Source organism: Photobacterium sanctipauli, assembly GCF_003026495.1.
Taxonomy (GTDB): domain Bacteria; phylum Pseudomonadota; class Gammaproteobacteria; order Enterobacterales; family Vibrionaceae; genus Photobacterium; species Photobacterium sanctipauli.
The window spans coordinates 597073-615592 of record NZ_PYMA01000002.1 but is presented as its reverse complement, the minus strand read 5'-3'; the positions used below and the strand labels follow the sequence as shown (position 1 = coordinate 615592).

Sequence of the window (18520 nt, the reverse complement as noted above, 5' to 3'; positions counted from 1 at the left end):
TCAAGAAGCGCTTTTCAGGGTATCTAATAAAGACAGCTACGTTTAATCGTATAACGATGGCTCGCCTTCAGGACGCGTTTTAAAGCGACGATGTAACCACATATATTGCTCTGGTGCTTCCATAATTGAACGCTCAATCGCTTTATTTACGTAAGCGGCGGCAGCTTCTGGATCATTTTTAGGAAATGCTTCCAGCGGCGGAAATACTTTCAATGTATAACGACCGTGCTCATTATTACGCACCATGGCAAAAGGTACCAATGCGCAGTCAGAAGCATCCGCAAGCAAGCTTGTACCTGTTGTTGTACACGCGTTTTCAACGGCAAACAACGGGGCAAACGCCGAACGACGACGACCATAATCATGATCGGGAGCGTACCACACTCGCTCACCTTTACGCAGTGCTCTAAGCATGCCTTTTACATCTTTACGATCAATCATGTACTTATTTGAACGTACACGGCCATGAAACTGGAAGTAATCAAAACATGGGTTCTTATTAGGGCGGTAAACCCCCACTCCCGGTGTCTTCATTCCAAATGCACGGGCACCCAATTCAAGGTTTAACGAGTGAACGGCAATTAGCAGCACCCCCTTGCCCTGTTTTTCCAATTCATGAATATGCTCAAAGCCTTCGTAGTCAACATGACGTTCAACACGAATATCCGGCCAAAACCAAGCCATCCCGGTTTCGAATAATGCCAAACCCGTATTATCGATATTTTGCTTTACGATTTCGTCACGCTCTTCTTTTGCCATATCTGGAAAGCAAAGTTCAAGGTTGCGCTCAATCGTTTTCTTGCGTTTTTTAACAACGCGCATGCCCAAACGGCCGAATACCTGCCCAAGCCTATATTGAATAAAATAGGGTAACCAACTCATGAGATACATTAACCCCATCATCGCCAAGGTCACCCAGTAGCGTGGGTGTAGCAATGATTTGGTAAAAACAGGTGCAGTCACATGGCTCATAGTTATTATCCCATTCTTTTTCCATTGAAGCTTATTTGAAGCCAGCCTAACCCACTACTAGGTTATGCAACCAAGCTTAATGATTATGTTGAACAGCGTATTCTATTGCCTGTTTTTATTTGGTGCAAGCATGTGAACAGGAGAAACCTTATTGCTCAGCTATGGTTAAGAAAGTGATGGCTATCACTTCATGCTGATTAAATAGCAAATATTGGTATGAATATCTGAGCTATTTTGAAAAGTAATACTGCGGCCAATAGCACAATAGGCAGAGATGAAAACGCCCTTCAGGGTGAAGTGAAGGGCGCGAGAAGGATTATGCGACTTTAGGTTCAGCCTCTTTAACCTGTACGGGGCCATACAAAGACGCTTCCCCTTCTGGTCGGGTTTTGAAACGTCGGTGCAGCCACATATATTGTTCAGGCGCTTCCATGATTGACTGTTCAACAACATTATTAATAAATGCTGCCGCTTTTTCAGGCTCATTACGCGGGAAGTCATGCAAGGGTGGTAAAATCTTCACGGTATATTGGCCCGAATCACAATCACGGACAAATACAAAAGGCACGACTTCACATTCAGCGCTATCTACCAGCAAGCTGGTCCCCATAGTCGTACACGCATTTTCAACGGCAAACAACGGCGCAAACGTACCACGGCGTAAACCGTAATCATGGTCTGGCGCATACCAAACTCGACCGCCCGTTTTTAGTGCCTTTAGCATGCCCTTTACATCTTTACGGTCAAGCAATGTACGGTTCGAACGGCTTCGCCCTTTACACTGGAAATAGTTAAAGCAAGGGTTGTTATTGGCACGCTGAACGCCGATACCAGACTTCATTACACCAAAAGCTCGAGCCCCAAGCTCAAGGTTCAAAGAGTGAACGGCAATAAACAATGCCCCTTTCCCTTGCTTTTCAAGCGCTTCTACATGCTCCATACCTTCATACTTAACATGACGCTTAACCCTCGCATCAGACCAAAACCAAGCCATACCAGTTTCAAACAAAGCTAAACCAGAGTTGCCCATGTTCTGCTCTGCCATTCGCTCCCTTGCTTGCTCACTCAAATGAGGAAAACACAGCGCAAGGTTTCGCTCGATCGTAAATCGGCGCTTCTTCATAAAGCCCAATAAAAATTTTCCCAACCCCTGCCCTAAGCGAAACTGCACCGAATATGGCAACAAGCTCAACAGGAACATTACGCCAATCATTAATAATGTCGGCCAATAACGGGGGGAAAGATAAGATAATGAAAATGAAGGAGCGACTGATTTGCTCATGGTTTAAGGATCACAATGCTAGACGACTTTCGTAACTACCAAAATTGATAGCTACCCAAATAACGGCAAGCATCATACTGCGACTAATAGTCAAATGACAGCACTTTTATCAGCATAAAAGCAAGCTTGAGAAACAACACTTACTATTATAAAAAAACTGATAAAAGCCCTTATATGAAAAGCCAGAAACAAAAAGGAGGCTAGAAACAAAATTGGTCAGAATTGACTCAAACACAGCACAAAGCCATATAAAATAGTCAATCTGACCAATATGCACCAAGGAATCGTCAAAAGTATAAACTTTATATATAACCCCTCAATGCTTGAGGACACTTTATCTGCTAAAAGCCCTCAACCCCCTTCATATCAGGTAGTCGGTGAGCTATCCCTTTGTGGCAATCAATACAAGTCTTATCCCCACTCGCCAGGTTCGTCGAGTGTTGATTAGAGGCACGTGAAGACTGCTGGGTAAAATCCATATAACTAAACTCATGGCAATTACGGCATTCGAGAGAATCATTCTTCTCCATCCTTGTCCATTCTCGCTGCGCCATATGTAGCCTTCGAGCTTCAAACTTCTCTGGGGTAGAGATTGCGCCCGTTATCCATGCCCAAACCTCTTTTGATGCCTGCATCTTACGCGCCATCTTATCAGTCCAGTCATGAGGAACATGGCAATCCGAACAAATCGCTCTTACCCCGGTTCGGTTTGTAAAGTGAATAGTACCTTGAATTTCCTGGTATACATTGTCCTCATGGCAGCTCACGCAGAAGGTTTCAGAGTTGGTAAACTCCATACCAGTATTAAATGCGCCCCAGAAAATAATACCGGCAACGAAACCACCCAAAGTTAAAAAGCCGAGACTAAAGTACTTGGCTGGTGAACGAATTAACGTCCACCATTTTTTAATCCAACGCCACATACGTTTCTCCCTATTCCGTTTCGCTTAACAGCGTATCGAGATCGGTAAACGTAGTAGCCACCAAAGGTTTTGCATCGGTTTGAACAACGTGGCACTGCTCGCAGAAATAGCGCCTAGGCGATAGTTCCGCCAAGAAATTACCGTCACGATCCATATAGTGTGTGACACTGATCATTCTCGCCTGTGTCTCTTCAACACGGCTACGCGCGTGGCAAGACATACATTTGTTCGCATTCAAATCGACTTGGTAGTTATCTATTTTGTGCGGGATCACCGGCGGCTGCATCGGGTAACTCCGCTTAGGTATAATATCGTTATTAATGGTTTTGCTCATGGCTGGCGGTTCAGGCTCCGTGTTCAACGGTGCCCCCCGCAATGTGGCCAGTTCATCACCCTTAATTACTGCTGTCGCACCAATAACAGTTGTGGCAAACAACAGTAAAAGCATTGAAATGAATGGTTTCATCGTCTTTCTCCTATGCTTTTACAACTTTGACTGCACACTTTTTAAAGTCCGTTTGTTTCGACAACGGATCGGTAGCGTCCAAAGTAACTTTATTGATTAACTGGCTTGCATCAAACCAAGGAACAAAGACCAAACCTTGCGGTGGCTTATTTCTTCCTCGTGTTTCTACCCGCGTTATCATTTCACCACGGCGGGAAACCACTTTCACCGCATCACCCCGACGCAAACCTCTCGCCTTGGCATCTTCAGGGTGCATGAAGACTTGCGCATTCGGGTAGGATTTATGGATTTCTGGTACACGTTGAGTCATTGAGCCCGAGTGCCAGTGTTCAAGTACACGCCCGGTAGATAGCCATAAATCGTATTCTTCATCTGGACTCTCTGCTGGCGGTTCAAAAGGCAAGGCAAAAATAATAGCTTTGCCATCCGGCTTACCATAGAACTCGAAGCCCGCCCCTTCTTTCACATAAGGGTCAGCTCCTTCTCGGTAACGCCAAAGTGTTTCTTTGCCATCAACAACTGGCCAGCGCAACCCGCGGGTTTCGTGGTAGACTTCAAACGGTGCTAGGTCATGTGCCTTGCCACGGCCAAATTGGGCATACTCCTCAAATATTCCTTTCTGAACATAGAAGCCGTATTCCGTTGACTCATCATTGGCATGCCCTTCGGCAATGTCTTCAAGCGGGAATTGATCGATTTGACCATTCTTATACAGCACATCAAACAAGGATTTGCCCTTGTACTCCGGGTTGGCATCAAGCAGTTCTTTCGGCCACACCTCATCGGTTGTAAAGCGTTTAGAAAACTCCATTAACTGCCATAGATCTGATTTTGATTCACCCGGCGCTTGTACCATTTGGTGCCATAATTGAGTGCGGCGCTCCGCATTACCATAAGCCCCTTCCTTCTCTACCCACATGGCAGCTGGCAGGACTAAATCAGCAGCTTGGGCTGTTGCCGTTGGATAAGCTTCTGATACGACAATGAAGTTTTCCGGATTTCGATACCCTGGCAGGGTTTCTTCATTAATATTCGCGGCAGCCTGCAGGTTATTATTCACCTGGATCCAGTAAGCATTAATCTTACCGTCTTTGAGCATCCGGCTCTGCAATACCGCATGAGCACCTACCTTCTCAGGGATTGTGCCATCTGGTAGCTTCCATATTTTTTCAGCCACTTTGCGGTGTTCAGGGTTAGCAACAACCATATCTGCCGGCAAACGGTGGGCAAATGTACCAACTTCACGTGCCGTACCACACGCAGAAGGCTGGCCAGTTAAAGAGAATGGGCTATTCCCTGGGGTGGAGATTTTTCCGGTAAGCAAATGGATGTTATAAACCAAGTTGTTACACCACACCCCACGGGTGTGCTGATTAAAGCCCATGGTCCAGAACGAAGTCACCTTTGTATCCGGATCTGCATACAGCTCTGCCAGTTCAACCAACTTCTCTTTGGTGACACCCGACATTTCACTGACTTTTTCAACGGTATATTCGGACACAAACTCTTTAAACTCATCAAAGCTCATTGGCTCTGAATCACCGCTGTCAGGGTTCTTCGCCTTCTGCTGCAACGGTACTTCAGGTCGAAGACCATAGCCAATATCCGTAGCGCCGCGACGGAAGTTCACATGCTTGCCAATAAAGTCCTTATTCACCTTGTCATTTGTGATGATGTAGTTGGCAATAAAATTAAGGATGGCCAGATCTGTTTGTGGCTCAAACACGATAGGAATATCAGCAAGTTCAAAACTGCGATGCTCAAAAGTTGATAGCACTGACACCTTAACATCTGGCTTTGAAAGACGACGATCCGTCACCCTCGTCCACAAGATGGGGTGCATTTCAGCCATGTTGGAACCCCAAAGCACAAACGCATCCGCCTCTTCAATATCGTCATAGCACCCCATCGGCTCGTCAATACCGAAAGTACGCATAAAACCAACAACTGCTGATGCCATACAGTGGCGCGCATTCGGCTCGATATTGTTTGAACGAAAGCCCGCCTTCATTAATTTGGAAGCCGCATACCCTTCATAAACTGTCCATTGACCAGAACCAAACATCCCGATACCTTCAGGGCCTTTTTCCTTCAAGGTAGCCTTCCACTTCTCGGCCATGATATCGAACGCTTGATCCCAACTGATTGGCGTAAAATCCCCTTCTTTATCGTATTTTCCATCCTTCATACGAAGCAATGGTTGAGTCAGACGATCCTCGCCGTACATGATCTTGGATAGAAAATAGCCCTTAACACAATTCAAGCCGCGATTTACAGGGGACTTGATATCACCATGCGTGGCAACGACCTTGTCATCTTTCACACCCACGTTGACTGAACAGCCAGTACCGCAGAATCGACACGGCGCCTTTTCCCAAGATATTTGGGTAACTGCGGCATCGGTTACCACATTACTTGCAACCACGGGAATAGAAACACCTGCTGCTGCGGCAGCTGATGCCGCTGCTTGAGCCTTGAGAAATTTACGCCGAGAACAGTTCATCGGAAGCTCTCCATTGAAGGTTTAACATTTCACATATACTTCAGCTGTAATTTATCTTATTGATTTTATGTATTAACGAGTCCAGATCAGCCAGATACCACCTGTAAAAACCACACAAAAAACCCGTAACCGCCTACAACGGCCACAGCCAAAATTGGAAATAAAACTATGGTAATAAACAGGAAAGCTTTTAACTCTGAACGGTGGCGATTGTCGTCTGTCATCACACACTCCATTTACGTTATATACAGATAACTCTAGTTAGCTTCTGAAAAATTGATAACTTCACTGGGTGAAAAACAGAAAAATCGCCTGTTCATCGCATGATACAAATAATGTTAACGATAGGTTTGGGTGTTACTATGGTGATGAAATGGAATAAAAAAGTAAGGAAACCAACGTGGTTATCAGCAAGACAAAATCCAGTTTTTACCGCCGTCTTTATGTCGCTTATCTCATTGATACTGGAATTTCCACCGTACCGGGGATCCTTGAATATACAGGTATGCCACGACGTACTGCACAAGATACAATCAAGAGCCTAGCCGAGCTTGATATCGTTTGTCAGTTTAAACAAAGCGAAGGGGAAAGAAACCGTACAGGAAAGTACGAAATTAAAGACTGGGGCGCAATTAACAAACAATGGGTACAAGAGAACCTTACAGACATTAAGCTGGTACTTGACTACCCATAAGTCGTTAAAAGTAAATGGGCTAATTTATTGAAATATTAACGTCAATATCTCAATCTAAATTAGCCCAATATAATGAAGCTTTAAATGATAGAACGCGATAGCGTTACTTTTTCTTTTCCATCATGGCTTTCAGATCAGCAAACGGGTTGAAGGTCGCCGCCTCGTGATCATTCTCACCCGCTTTCACAACGCTGCCCATTTGGTTATCTGCTTCAGTATATTTCTCATGTTCATGGTCATGGCAGAACAAACAGAGTAATTCCCAGTTACTACCATCTTCTGGGTTGTTCGTATGGTCGTGATCAACATGGTGTACAGTCAACTCACGTAGGTTGGAATACACGAATTCACGAGAACATCGCCCACATACCCACGGATAAAGCTTCAAGGCCTTCTCGCGGTAGCCTTGCTCTTTTCTCGCATACGCTGCACTTGTTCCGTAATAATCTGATGACATGATAACACCTAGTATTGAGTCTAATTCTGATGCGGATTTTACCGAATTTTTAGCATAAAGCCCGTTATGAGCGTAGGAAATTATGAATTAACTCACCAAAAATGGCAGAAATACGCTAAAAATGAAGTTAACTGAATAAACATTTTGCCCCTAAACGACACGATACCACGGCCTTGATAGGGCGATGACAAGGCAATGTAAAACCTTTTTTGATGCTAATTTAAGCGACGAAAAAGCTAAATAGTTCAAATAGGGCAAAAAAGTGATGCCCCTAGGTGTAATGCACCTTGATTATGATAATATTCGACCCAAATTGTTAATAGTGAACCACTATTTTACTTAAATAGAGAAGACGGATATGGCTTTTGATTTTTCGCAACTAACAGTAGATTTATCGGCAATGCCGACAACAATTGATATGGGACACGCATGGCTAGGTGGCCTAGTGCTTGTCATGCTGGTTCTCTATATCGCTAAAAAAGGCAAACCTGTCGAAGTCGAAAAAGTCGTTGAGAAAGAAGTCGAAAAAATTATCGAGGTTGAAAAGCCTGTCGAGAAGATCGTAGAAGTCGAGAAAGTGGTTGAAGTTGAAAAAATCGTAGAGAAGATTGTAGAAGTTGAACCAAAGCTAAAAACATCTACACCTGACTCCGCCCTACAACTACTATCACTGCTTCAGCAAGAAGCTCGCTTTATTGATTTCATGCAAGAAGACCTTAAAGGCTTCGCTGATGCTGAAATCGGTGCGGCTGCCCGTGTTATCCATGAAGGCGGCCAGAAAGTCTTAAACGAATACTTTAGCTTTGCCCCAGTACGCACTGAGGAAGAGGAAACCCGCATCACCTTGCCACAAGGTTTCAACGCCTCTGAAGTACGCCTAACAGGTAACGTTGTCGGCGAAGCGCCATTCACTGGAACCCTAATCCACCGCGGCTGGAAAGTGACTGACGTTAAACTGCCTAAACTGGCAGAAGGTCATGATGCACACGTAGTTGCCGCCGCTGAGGTAGAACTGTAATGCAAGAAACCCAAGAACACCGTTACAGTGTTGGTATCGACCTTGGTACCACCCACTGTGTTTTATCATACGTTGACCTGCAAGACGAAGATGCTCGCGTCAATGTTATGCCTATTGCCCAACTCACCAACCCGGGCAATGTAGAGGAAAAAGATCAGCTGCCTTCTTTCATGTACCAAGCACATGAATCAGAGCTAGCTGAAGGCGATACTGCCCTGCCGTGGGACAGCCAACCAAAAGCCATTGTCGGTGCCATGGCACGTTCACTGGGCAGCAAAACACCTATCCGCTTGATCGCAAGTGCAAAAAGCTGGCTATGCCACGGTGGTGTCAACCGTCGTGACGCTTTCTTGCCACTTAACAGCCCAGAAGAAGTGGCTAAAGCTTCACCGCTAGAAGCAACGCGCAATTACCTTGCCCACCTTGCTGCGGCATGGAACCACCAGCACCCGGATACACCCCTGTTTGATCAAGATGTCACTATCACAGTGCCTGCATCTTTCGACCCTGCAGCCCGTGAGCTTACCGCGGAAGCAGCGCGTGAAGTCGGCTTCAAGCACATGACATTGCTTGAAGAGCCGCAAGCTGCCGTGTACAGCTGGCTGCGCAACAACGATGAAACGTGGCGTGACCAAGTGTCTGTTGGTGACATCATCCTCGTTGTTGATATCGGCGGTGGTACCACTGACCTTTCGCTAGTTGCCGTAACCGAAGAAGAAGGTAACCTAACGCTAAACCGTGTCGCTGTTGGTGATCACATCCTTCTTGGTGGCGACAACATGGACTTGGCCCTAGCCTACCGACTGAAGATGAATCTTGCTCAAGAAGGCAAGCAGCTTCAGCCATGGCAAATCCAAGCTATCACCCATGCCTGCCGCGATGCGAAAGAAGCACTACTGAGTGATGCAAACCTACAAGCTGTGCCGATCGTTGTGCCAAGTCGTGGCTCTAAGCTACTTGGCGGCACGCTACAAACTGAACTCACTCAAGAGGAAGTTCAGCAAACACTGGTTGAAGGTTTCTTCCCTCGCAATAACATTGAAGATCACCCTGTTGAAATGCAGCGTGGCGCCCTAACCCAAATGGGTCTGCCATACGCACAAGATGCAGCGGTATCGCGTCATGTTGCCGGCTTCCTAAGCCGTCAGTCACAAGCTGTAGACGAGCTATTCGAAAAGTACGACCAGCTTCACGAAGGCTTTATTCGCCCAACCGCCATCCTGTTCAATGGTGGTGTACTGAAATCAGATCTACTTTCTAACCGCCTGCTTTCTATCATCAACAGCTGGCTAACAACGGCGGGTAGCGAAGAAGCGAAGTTGCTTGAAGGCCTTGACCTTGATCTTGCGGTTGCAAGCGGTGCGTCTTATTACGGCTCAGTACGTAAAGGTAAGGGCGTGCGTATCCGTGGTGGTATTGCAAGCAGTTACTATGTGGGTATCGAAAGCTCTATGCCTGCTATCCCTGGGATGGAACCACCACTTGAAGCACTGTGTGTTGCACCATTTGGTATGGAAGAAGGTACACATGCTGACGTACCAAGCCGTGAGTTCGGTTTGGTTATCGGTCAACCTGTACAGTTCAAGTTCTTCGGTTCAACGGTGCGCCGTGATGACCCAGCTGGTACTCACCTTGATTGGTGGCAGCCAGAAGAGCTGGAAGAACTACCAGCCATTCAGGTAACGCTACCTGTTTCAGATGGCCGAACAGCTGGTGAGGTTGTTCCTGTTCGCCTAGCCTCTCGTGTCACTGAACTGGGTACACTATGCCTTGAAGCACTACCAACTGATGGTGGTCAAAAATGGCAAGTTGAATTTGACGTACGCGAAAAATAATCAACAAAAACGGCGCTCACATGGCGCCGTTTTTTTTGCCTGCACTTTTGGCTGCCTACTTCAGTATTATCAGTGCTTATAGCTTGTCTAGCTGGCTTGGTATTAGATATAAATCATAAAATTAACGTTTTATAACAGCACATTATATCAGGCGGCGGTATAATACGCCCATTATCTAAAGATAGAAAATCAGAACGAACAGCTCTGGAGAAATACATGCCTTCCCCCCGTTATCTTGTCGGTATTGACTTAGGGACCACCCATACTGTTGTTGCCTACACCCCTATCTCGGACGATCTTGAATCAAGCCCAATTCGTATTTTCGATATCGACCAGTTGATTGCGCCTGGTGAAGTGGCCAGAAAACCACTACTACCCTCTTTTCGCTATCACCCTGCAGAAGGTGAAATCGACCCAACGCAAATGGTGCTGCCATGGGATGTGGAACCCGTTCAGGGCGACATTAAACACGCTATTATCGGCGAGTTAGCGCGCGATTTAGGTGCTAAAGTCGAGGGTCGACAGGTTGTCAGTGCAAAAAGTTGGCTGTCTCACACCGGTGTCGATCGTAGTGAGTCCATTTTACCTTGGTCATCTAATTCAAGTGTGGAGAAAGTCTCCCCGGTCATCGCCAGCGCAAGTTATCTAAACCACGTACGCCAGTGTTGGGATTATCATCACCAAGACGCCAAGCTAAACGAGCAGGAAGTTGTAATCACCGTTCCTGCATCATTCGATGAAGCGGCTCGTGCCCTAACGCTGGAAGCTGCAGCAATGGCGGGGCTCGATAATATCCTACTACTGGAAGAGCCACAGGCCGTTTGCTACGACTGGTATGCAAAAAACAAAGACAACGCAGAAGCGCTTCTAAAAGATATCCCACTCATTATGGTGTGCGATGTCGGTGGGGGGACAACCGACTTAAGCCTAATTAAAGTCGGCACCAAAGACGAAAAACTCACCCTAGACCGTATCGGTGTGGGCGATCACCTTATGCTCGGTGGTGACAATATTGACCTAGCCCTTGCTCACAAGGCTGAACAGCGTCTACATGGCGGCAATAAAAAGCTCAGCGCTTCTGGGTTATCGAAACTGATCCAGCAAACTCGCAAAGTCAAAGAGCAGCTTCTTTCAGGAAATGCACCTGAGACCGCGAAGGTGACTATGCTAGGTAGCGGCTCACGCTTGATTGGCGGTGCCAAGAGCATTGACCTTAGCCGTGAGGAAGTACACCAAATTGCACTTGATGGCTTCTTTCCGCAAACACAATTTAGCGACCAACCAAGCCAACGCCAAGCTGCTGTTGTCGAGTTTGGCCTACCCTATGCCGCTGATCCGGCGATCAGCAAGCACCTGGCGCAGTTTATTGAATTACACGATAGTGTTTGCCGCGAATCGCTGAAAGACAGCCAATTAGACGTCGCTGCAGATTTACCTGCTATCCCGGCTGCAGTATTGCTTAACGGTGGTGTATTCAACAGCCCGCTACTTTCTGAACGCATTCTATCGACCTTCTCACAATGGCGAGGTGACACAGTCACAGAGCTGGTCAACCCACACCCAGATCTGTCTGTTGCCTATGGTGCAGTCGCCTATGCAAAGGCACGCCATGGCGCCCAACTTAAGATTGGCGGTGGCTCAGCACGCTCATTCTTCTTGGCTTTAGAAGATAAAAAGAAAAACCGCAAAGGCCTTTGCATCTTGCCAAAGGGACTGGATGAAGGCACAGAGATCAGACTAAAAGATCGCAAGTTTGCACTTACCTTAGGTGAGCCTGTTCGCTTCAACCTTGTGTCGTCAACAGATGATAGCCATACCCAAGCAGGTGAAATATTCCCGATTGATGATGACAGTTTTGTGTCGCTGCCACCATTTATCGCCACACTCGACAGTGAACGCGATCGTGCTGAACTGGCCGCAAACCAAAAGGATCGTGAAGAGGTCACTCTTGCCTGCCAGCTAACCGAAGTCGGCACCCTACAGATTGAGTGTGTCAGTACCAACGATGAATCTAAACGTTGGAAAGTGGAATTTGCGATTCGTAAGGATCTCGCCAAGCTCAACCAAAACAAAGAAGACTCGACACTGGCGCAGTCTGCCTTACCGGCAAAAATGGATGATGCAGTCGCACTGATCAAGCAAGTATATGGTGGCAGTACGAAAACTGCAGACCCTAAGGCGATAAAAACGCTCCGCAACCAACTCGATAAAATGCTTGGTAAGCGTGATAACTGGGAAACACCAACCCTTCGCGAAATTGCCAATACCTTGCTGGAAAGCAAAAAACGTCGCCGCCGCTCTGACATTCACGAACGCAATTGGCTAAAACTTTCAGGCTTTACTCTACGCCCAGGCTTTGGCTACCCTTCAGATGAATGGCGAATGGAGCAGGTATGGGCGCTTTACCAACACGGTATCCAATTTGATAGCAATACCCAAACATGGAGCGATTGGTGGACATTTTGGCGCCGCGTCTCAGGCGGCCTGAACCAAGAACAACAGTTGGTGATCTACAAAGACATCGCTAAATACATAAACCCAAGCGCGACTCGAAACAGCAAGCTAGCGAAAGAGATGCAAGAGCGTAGCTATGAAGACATGGTTAGGTTGGCCGCTTCGCTAGAAAACTTACCGTTTGATAAAAAGCTCCAGCTTATCGAATGGATCTTCGGTCGCTTGCAAAAGCCTCAGTACTCACAAGCCCACTGGTGGGCAATTGGCCGCATTGCCACCCGAAGCCCGTTCTACGGAAGTGCGCACAACTTGCTCACGGCTCAGCATGTTGCCTACTGTTTACCTGAACTGATGGACTTTGATTGGCGCAAAGATCCCAACATCGCTTTTGCGGCAGTCATGATGTGTCGGATGACCGGAGATCGTGCTTTGGACATTGATGAAGAAAACCGAAATGCGGTGATCGAGAAGCTAAAATCTAGCAAAGTGCCAGAAAGTTGGGTCAAAATGGTTTCAACCGTCAAAGTACTGACGGAGAGTGAAACTAAGCGCGTATTCGGTGATGCGTTACCAACAGGATTACGCTTAATCGATTAAGGTTCTGTTAGGGTTCGGCTGGTACTCTTCTAACCATAAATAAAAACTAACTTTACCCCTCTAACTATTTACGAGGGGAATATTTATGCCTAGCGAGTACTACCATAATGAATCGTACACAATATCAAATCATTGCCCAGCGGATTTTTAAATCTGAAAACCAACGTGTAGCTGTAGAAGCGGTTATCTTTGATGGCCTTTCAAGCTACGAAGCAGAGAAGCGCTTCGAGGTACCAAAAGGTACACTATCTCGAAACGTTCGCAAATACAAACGCGAAGTGGAATACCTCGAGAGCGTTGTAACAGCTTAGTCATCAAAAAAACGGAGAGTATTACCTACTCTCCGTTTTTGCATCTTAACTAAAGGCTCTATAAACAGCAGAACACTTTACTCTGCTGTCGCAACTGGCTACATCTTCAACATTTCATCTCTACCACGCAGCCAAGCACTGGCAAAGAACAGCCCTACCCCGGCCAAAATCAACACTAGGTTACTAAGCAAGCCAAACTCAAAGTAAGCGGTCAGCGGTGAGTCACTTGTTAGAATGGTGAACGGCAATCCATAAATATCACTCATGGCATTACCTAGTTCACTGTTACCCGTCGCTTGATACATCGCGATCTTGAACATAACGACGGCAATAATGACAGTCAATAATGGATAGCGAGTAAGTTGTGATATCACCAACAAGCCACATGCCAGTGGAAACAAGGCTAAGCTCATCAACGCCACTCGGGCTATAAAGCTGCCCCAATGGATGAACATCGACAATAACGTCACATTAAATGACGACACCATGTCGTCAGGCATAAAGAAGGAGGCTAACAGCCAAACAATAAAATCCGAAAATAACAGTAAAATAGAAGTTATCACGGGTACTAAGCACAAGACGAAAATTAACTTAGCACCAATAGCCAAATGATCAGACACTGGCATTGATCGCCAAAACATCAGGCTGCCATCTTGCTTCTCTTTCCTAAGCGCTTTTGGCACATAAATAAGAAATAAGACGAGATAAACAACACCCGCCACAATCTCATTCAGCTTGCCGATAAGGCCAGCAAATTGATCGCTACCAGCAGACCAGTTAAAAATACCATTACCTGATGTTTGCACCGACACCGATACGTTATCGCCTGTCATGACAAACGCGAAATTTAGAACAGCAAATAAAGCTAAAAATAAAGGTAGCTTAACGACAATTCGGTACTCCAAAAGCTCTTTTTCAAGCAAAGTAATTAGCTTTTTCATTATGATTCCTGCTGTACCGCGACAAAAATTTCAGCCAGTGTCGGCTTTGTCACCTCACCTAGCGAAGCCAGTTTATCTTCTTTCATGTTATCGAATATACAGGTTGAGTGATTAACAGCTTCCAACACTTGAAGTGGTCGAGCAGAATAGGCCTGCTTCATTTTTACCTCAGGCACAGCCACTTTATTATATCGCTCAATAACAGAATCAATGCTACCACTCACCACTGGTGCGCCTTTTCTGAGAATCAGCACATCAGTTAATAAACTAGCAATTTCATTGACTTCATGACTAGCAATAATCAAAGCCTTATCACCTTGATTAAACCAATCCAAAAGTTGCTGATAAAACTTAGTTCTGAACATCAAGTCCAAGCCGAGTGTTGGTTCATCTAACACCAAGACTTTGACATCCGTTGCCAACACCAGCGCAAGGTGAAGCTGTACTTTCATTCCCTTTGAAAGGCGACCAATTTTCGTTTTTAATTGAATGTCTGTTTCGGCTAGATACCCATTAACTTTCTCTTGCTGAAACCTCGCATGAACGCCAGCGATATAATTGATTATTTGCTTCACCGTCATCCATTCCGGTAATACCGCAACATCTGATATGTAGGCTAACTGTTGTACGATTGCCACACGATTTTTTTGCGGCTCCATGCCTAGTACGCTCAACTCGCCATCATAGCTATGTGCGCCTAGTAAACTCTTAATTAAAGTCGACTTTCCAGCACCGTTATGTCCAAGTAACCCCAGCACTTGTCCAGGTTGCAAATCTATATCAACACCTCTCAGCGCCCGAAAGTGCCCATACGATTTTCCTAATGAACGGGATTTAACCAGTGGTTCCACGTTTAAACAGCCTATATTTCTAAATTTTAAGTAGTATATACCCAACGGCCTTCAATAGGCAGTATTCCGGCTTTTACCGCCCGCCTTACTCAAACAGATCGCTATTTTGACAAAACCGTATTCAAAGTTTAGATAGGGCAAGTGATATGAGTTTACTTTGATGTGTTAGGAATAAAGGAAAGATCATCTCTATTGTAATAAATAGAGATAACAAAATAAGTGCGCCACGATAATCATAGCACACTGAAAGAGGTATAACTGAAGGCTTATATCAAAGCCTTTGTGATCATAAGAACAGCACTAATAATATGCGATGGCAATTATTGTAAATTCATAGAGTATTGCTATTCTGATCGGCAACAACCATCACACCAGATAGGCATGATATTGCACATGTAGTTTTATTCTGCTTGTTCAATTAGATCTTCTGGGTGAACACCATCTTTTTCCATCATGGCAAGAATTTCGTGCATTCTCACTTCGCGTGCTTCTTGCTTGAATTCATGAAGTACAGCAATAAGGTTATTGATCTTATGCAGTGGCATACGCTTAATTACGGCTTTCTGACGACCTGGCACTTCATCTGCGAAGTCAATTAACATTTGGCGGTAGTCAGCACGTTCTTCTTTTACATGACCTGTTTTCTGGTCAACGTTTTTTAGCATTGCTGATAATGCTTTCTCAGCAGCTGCAAAATTATCCATGGGTTATACCTCTTAAATCAAACTACAACGATGTATACCAACAAGCGTTGATGTGGTCTGCCTATTCACAGTCACATGTAAAAAGCATGCTTGAGATAACAACATTTAAAAATACTAGAATGGCATTTACTATTGCATAACCACATTCTACGTAGTCACTTCTTCATAAGGAAGCTGAGAGGGTGGTAATAGCAAAGCACCACATTGAGCAGATGCGCTGATGATACCTCTAGTTTGAGTGCTTGTGAACTTAAATTTAAGCTATTTAACACGTAAAGTTAGCCGGATAATGATCGCCATCAAGCCTAATTTCATTCTGGCTCAGACTCCACAGTTTAGCAACTGGTAAATATTCCTTTTATTTCCAACCCATTCCAATCGTTCCATCGCATTTCACAGACAAACAAATGCTACGTTATAATAGGACATTTACCTACCAATTTACGCCACTATCAATATGCCAAATAACATTAGATGCTTGAAAGTTGCATTAGTGCTTTTTGTTAATGTGATACTTTTCTCAAATTTTTCTCAGGCAGCAACCAAGCTTGATGGCACTTTTATCGCTACCGAGCAATGTCCAGCCTATCAATCCATCAAGAAAAAGACCAACCCCGGCAAGATCACAACAAAGATAGATGCCTCTTATCAAACACTTGCTATTAATAAACCTGATGGTGATTGGCTACAACTTAGATTCGAAAATGCTAGCCCTAGCGTTCGCTGGGTGAATATAAACTGTGGCCACTTAAACAGCACCTCGGCTATAGCAACTCGCAATGCCAACCAATCAAGCTGCTCTATCGCTAATCAACAAGACTCCTATGTGCTGGCTGTGAGTTGGCAACCAGGCTTTTGTGAACATGCCAACTTCAAAGGGAATAAGCCAGAATGTACTGCACTGGATGATGGCAAGATAGCGATCAACCACCTAACCTTGCATGGGCTCTGGCCAAATAAAAAGTCTTGCGGCATTAACTACGGCTATTGCCAACCTTATAAGGCAATGAAGCTTTCTGATGACACCGTAGCGTCAATAGCCCAATGGATGCCCAACTTTCATTTCCAAACAGATTTTGGTTCTTACCAGTGGAAAAAGCACGGCTCCTGCCAACACCGCTCTGATGACGAATATTTCATCACGGCAACCAAGCTTGTTGAACAAGCAGACGCGTCACCAATCGGTACATACATCAAGCAACGCATAGGCCAAAGTATTACTGTCGATGATTTTAAGCGTTACCTAACCAGTCAGTTGGGGAGCAAAGCCGCTAAACGTATCCAACTTTCGTGCGCTAAGGGCAAATACCTGCAAGAAGTCAGGATTCAACTACCACGAGACTTTGAGCAGTACCCTTCTTTTAGCGAAAAACTGAATGCGGCCCCACTCGCCCGCTCGTTTAAAGGCAACTGTCATTCGCGTATTCATGTAGAAGATTGAAGCGATTCCAAACATCAAGCCAATGTTGTTTAATGCTGATTATGAGATCACTCTAACATTTCTCTAATCACTTGGGTTGATTTCGGCCTTGAGTACGCTAGACTACTTTTGTATTGTAACAATATGAATATAAAGCCTTTTGGCGGACATTAGCGCAGTTTGGTAGCGCACTATTCTGGGGGAGTAGGGGTCGCTGGTTCAAATCCAGTATGTCCGACCAAAAGGCTTTTTTTGCTTTTCCCCTGCCCCTTTACCATACAACCAAGCATTTGTTCAGTTTGCTTCATTAGCCCATTCCCAAATTGACGCTGATTTTACACAACATTATCAATAAATTAAGGTAGTATACTTGGGTAATGAACGTAATTTCCGGGTTGTTATGCAACTGCTAAACCTTCTTAGAGTAAGTGCAGTGCTCTGTATCCTTGCTGTTTCAAGTGTACTTCTGCTAGATCGATGGGTATCCGCTCAGGCATCTGCTCGCATTTATGAAGCGCCTTCTGACATCCCCAACCGCTCTATCGGACTGGTATTAGGGACGAGTAAATATATCGCCAAGTCATTGAACCCATACTACACCTACCGAATGGAAGCGGCTTTAGAGCTATATGAACTTGGAAAAGTGAACGTGCTATTACTCAGTGGCGACAACGCTCACCGTTCATACAACGAGCCCTGGACCATGAAGCGAGACCTCCTAAAAGCTGGCCTACCAGAACAAGACATTGTGTTAGATTATGCCGGCTTTAGAACATTAGACTCCGTTGTCAGAGCGAAGAATGTGTTCGAGGCAGATCATTTCGTCATTATTTCTCAGCGCTTTCATTGCGAACGCGCGTTATTCATTGCAAGCCAGAATGATATTGATGCCATCTGTTTAGCGGTACCTGAGCCCAAAGGCCTTGCAGGCATGAAGATAAGGGTGCGAGAGGTACTTGCCCGGGTGAAAGCCATGATTGACGTCTATATTCTCGACATGCAACCAAAATTTTTAGGCCCTAAAGAGCCGATCCCCCATGAGAGTGTAGAGTTAGAAGGTCCACCGGCAGAACAGCAAAAGCCATTATAAAA

General features: G+C 45.3%; 17 protein-coding genes and 1 tRNA gene. 8 read left to right on the top strand and 10 right to left on the bottom strand.

Annotated elements, in window-relative coordinates:
• Positions 1–42: 42 nt before the first annotated feature.
• The 6 genes from lpxL (C9I98_RS05890) to C9I98_RS05865 all read right to left on the bottom strand — a co-directional run bounded on the left by lpxL (C9I98_RS05890) (position 43) and on the right by C9I98_RS05865 (position 6382).
• On the bottom strand, positions 43–972 hold the full coding sequence (gene lpxL, locus C9I98_RS05890) for an LpxL/LpxP family Kdo(2)-lipid IV(A) lauroyl/palmitoleoyl acyltransferase (RefSeq protein ID WP_036825366.1): 930 nt from the start codon (positions 970–972) through the stop codon (positions 43–45).
• Between the two features lie 316 nt (positions 973–1288).
• Complete coding sequence (gene lpxL / locus C9I98_RS05885; RefSeq protein WP_036830899.1) at positions 1289–2254, bottom strand: LpxL/LpxP family Kdo(2)-lipid IV(A) lauroyl/palmitoleoyl acyltransferase; 966 nt, start codon at positions 2252–2254, stop codon at positions 1289–1291.
• A gap of 341 nt (positions 2255–2595) precedes the next feature.
• Complete coding sequence (locus C9I98_RS05880; protein ID WP_036830897.1) at positions 2596–3177, bottom strand: NapC/NirT family cytochrome c; 582 nt, start codon at positions 3175–3177, stop codon at positions 2596–2598.
• Positions 3178–3187: 10 nt separating this feature from the next.
• On the bottom strand, positions 3188–3643 hold the full coding sequence (locus C9I98_RS05875; protein ID WP_036830895.1) for a nitrate reductase cytochrome c-type subunit: 456 nt from the start codon (positions 3641–3643) through the stop codon (positions 3188–3190).
• A 10-nt stretch (positions 3644–3653) separates the two neighbouring features.
• Entirely contained in the window at positions 3654–6146 is a 2493-nt protein-coding gene (gene napA / locus C9I98_RS05870; protein ID WP_107271700.1) for a nitrate reductase catalytic subunit NapA, read from the bottom strand.
• An 86-nt stretch (positions 6147–6232) separates the two neighbouring features.
• Entirely contained in the window at positions 6233–6382 is a 150-nt protein-coding gene (locus tag C9I98_RS05865) for a periplasmic nitrate reductase, NapE protein (RefSeq protein WP_425440724.1), read from the bottom strand.
• Positions 6383–6546: 164 nt separating this feature from the next.
• Here C9I98_RS05865 and C9I98_RS05860 point away from each other — a divergent pair, with 164 nt between their 5' ends.
• Positions 6547–6840, top strand: coding sequence for a winged helix-turn-helix domain-containing protein (locus C9I98_RS05860; RefSeq protein WP_036829331.1), 294 nt, complete (start codon positions 6547–6549; stop codon positions 6838–6840).
• Between the two features lie 103 nt (positions 6841–6943).
• Here C9I98_RS05860 and C9I98_RS05855 read toward each other — a convergent pair whose 3' ends face one another.
• Entirely contained in the window at positions 6944–7297 is a 354-nt protein-coding gene (locus C9I98_RS05855; RefSeq protein WP_107271698.1) for a YajD family HNH nuclease, read from the bottom strand.
• A 358-nt stretch (positions 7298–7655) separates the two neighbouring features.
• Between C9I98_RS05855 and C9I98_RS05850 the strand changes: the two genes are divergently transcribed.
• The 4 genes from C9I98_RS05850 (at position 7656) to C9I98_RS05835 (ending at position 13512) form a co-directional block, all read left to right on the top strand.
• A complete protein-coding gene (locus C9I98_RS05850) occupies positions 7656–8315 on the top strand; it encodes a DUF2760 domain-containing protein (protein ID WP_036817952.1) in 660 nt (219 codons plus the stop codon).
• Entirely contained in the window at positions 8315–10150 is a 1836-nt protein-coding gene (locus C9I98_RS05845) for an Hsp70 family protein (protein ID WP_036817953.1), read from the top strand. The genes C9I98_RS05850 and C9I98_RS05845 overlap by 1 nt, the downstream gene beginning before the upstream one ends.
• 216 nt (positions 10151–10366) lie before the next feature.
• Entirely contained in the window at positions 10367–13201 is a 2835-nt protein-coding gene (locus C9I98_RS05840; protein ID WP_036817954.1) for an Hsp70 family protein, read from the top strand.
• Positions 13202–13308: 107 nt separating this feature from the next.
• Positions 13309–13512, top strand: coding sequence for a hypothetical protein (locus C9I98_RS05835; RefSeq protein WP_036817956.1), 204 nt, complete (start codon positions 13309–13311; stop codon positions 13510–13512).
• 98 nt (positions 13513–13610) lie between these two features.
• Here C9I98_RS05835 and C9I98_RS05830 read toward each other — a convergent pair whose 3' ends face one another.
• The 3 genes from C9I98_RS05830 to C9I98_RS05820 all read right to left on the bottom strand — a co-directional run bounded on the left by C9I98_RS05830 (position 13611) and on the right by C9I98_RS05820 (position 16008).
• Positions 13611–14453: an ABC transporter gene (locus C9I98_RS05830; protein WP_107271697.1), complete on the bottom strand. Its 843-nt coding sequence runs from the start codon at positions 14451–14453 to the stop codon at positions 13611–13613.
• Positions 14453–15304 carry an ABC transporter ATP-binding protein gene (locus tag C9I98_RS05825; RefSeq protein WP_036830907.1) on the bottom strand — a complete coding sequence of 284 codons (852 nt, stop codon included), beginning with the start codon at positions 15302–15304 and terminating at the stop codon, positions 14453–14455. Before C9I98_RS05825 ends, C9I98_RS05830 begins: the two co-directional genes overlap by 1 nt.
• A gap of 401 nt (positions 15305–15705) precedes the next feature.
• Positions 15706–16008 (bottom strand): hypothetical protein, encoded by a 303-nt coding sequence (locus C9I98_RS05820; RefSeq protein ID WP_036830905.1) that lies wholly within the window; start codon positions 16006–16008, stop codon positions 15706–15708.
• Between the two features lie 493 nt (positions 16009–16501).
• On the opposite strand from C9I98_RS05820, the gene C9I98_RS05815 reads away from it, so the two are divergent.
• The 3 genes from C9I98_RS05815 (at position 16502) to C9I98_RS05805 (ending at position 18518) form a co-directional block, all read left to right on the top strand.
• Positions 16502–17449 (top strand): ribonuclease T2 family protein, encoded by a 948-nt coding sequence (locus C9I98_RS05815; RefSeq protein WP_158262662.1) that lies wholly within the window; start codon positions 16502–16504, stop codon positions 17447–17449.
• Between the two features lie 143 nt (positions 17450–17592).
• Positions 17593–17669: transfer RNA gene (locus tag C9I98_RS05810), tRNA-Pro, on the top strand.
• A 159-nt stretch (positions 17670–17828) separates the two neighbouring features.
• Positions 17829–18518: a SanA/YdcF family protein gene (locus C9I98_RS05805; RefSeq protein WP_036830911.1), complete on the top strand. Its 690-nt coding sequence runs from the start codon at positions 17829–17831 to the stop codon at positions 18516–18518.
• The last annotated feature ends 2 nt before the right edge of the window (positions 18519–18520 follow it).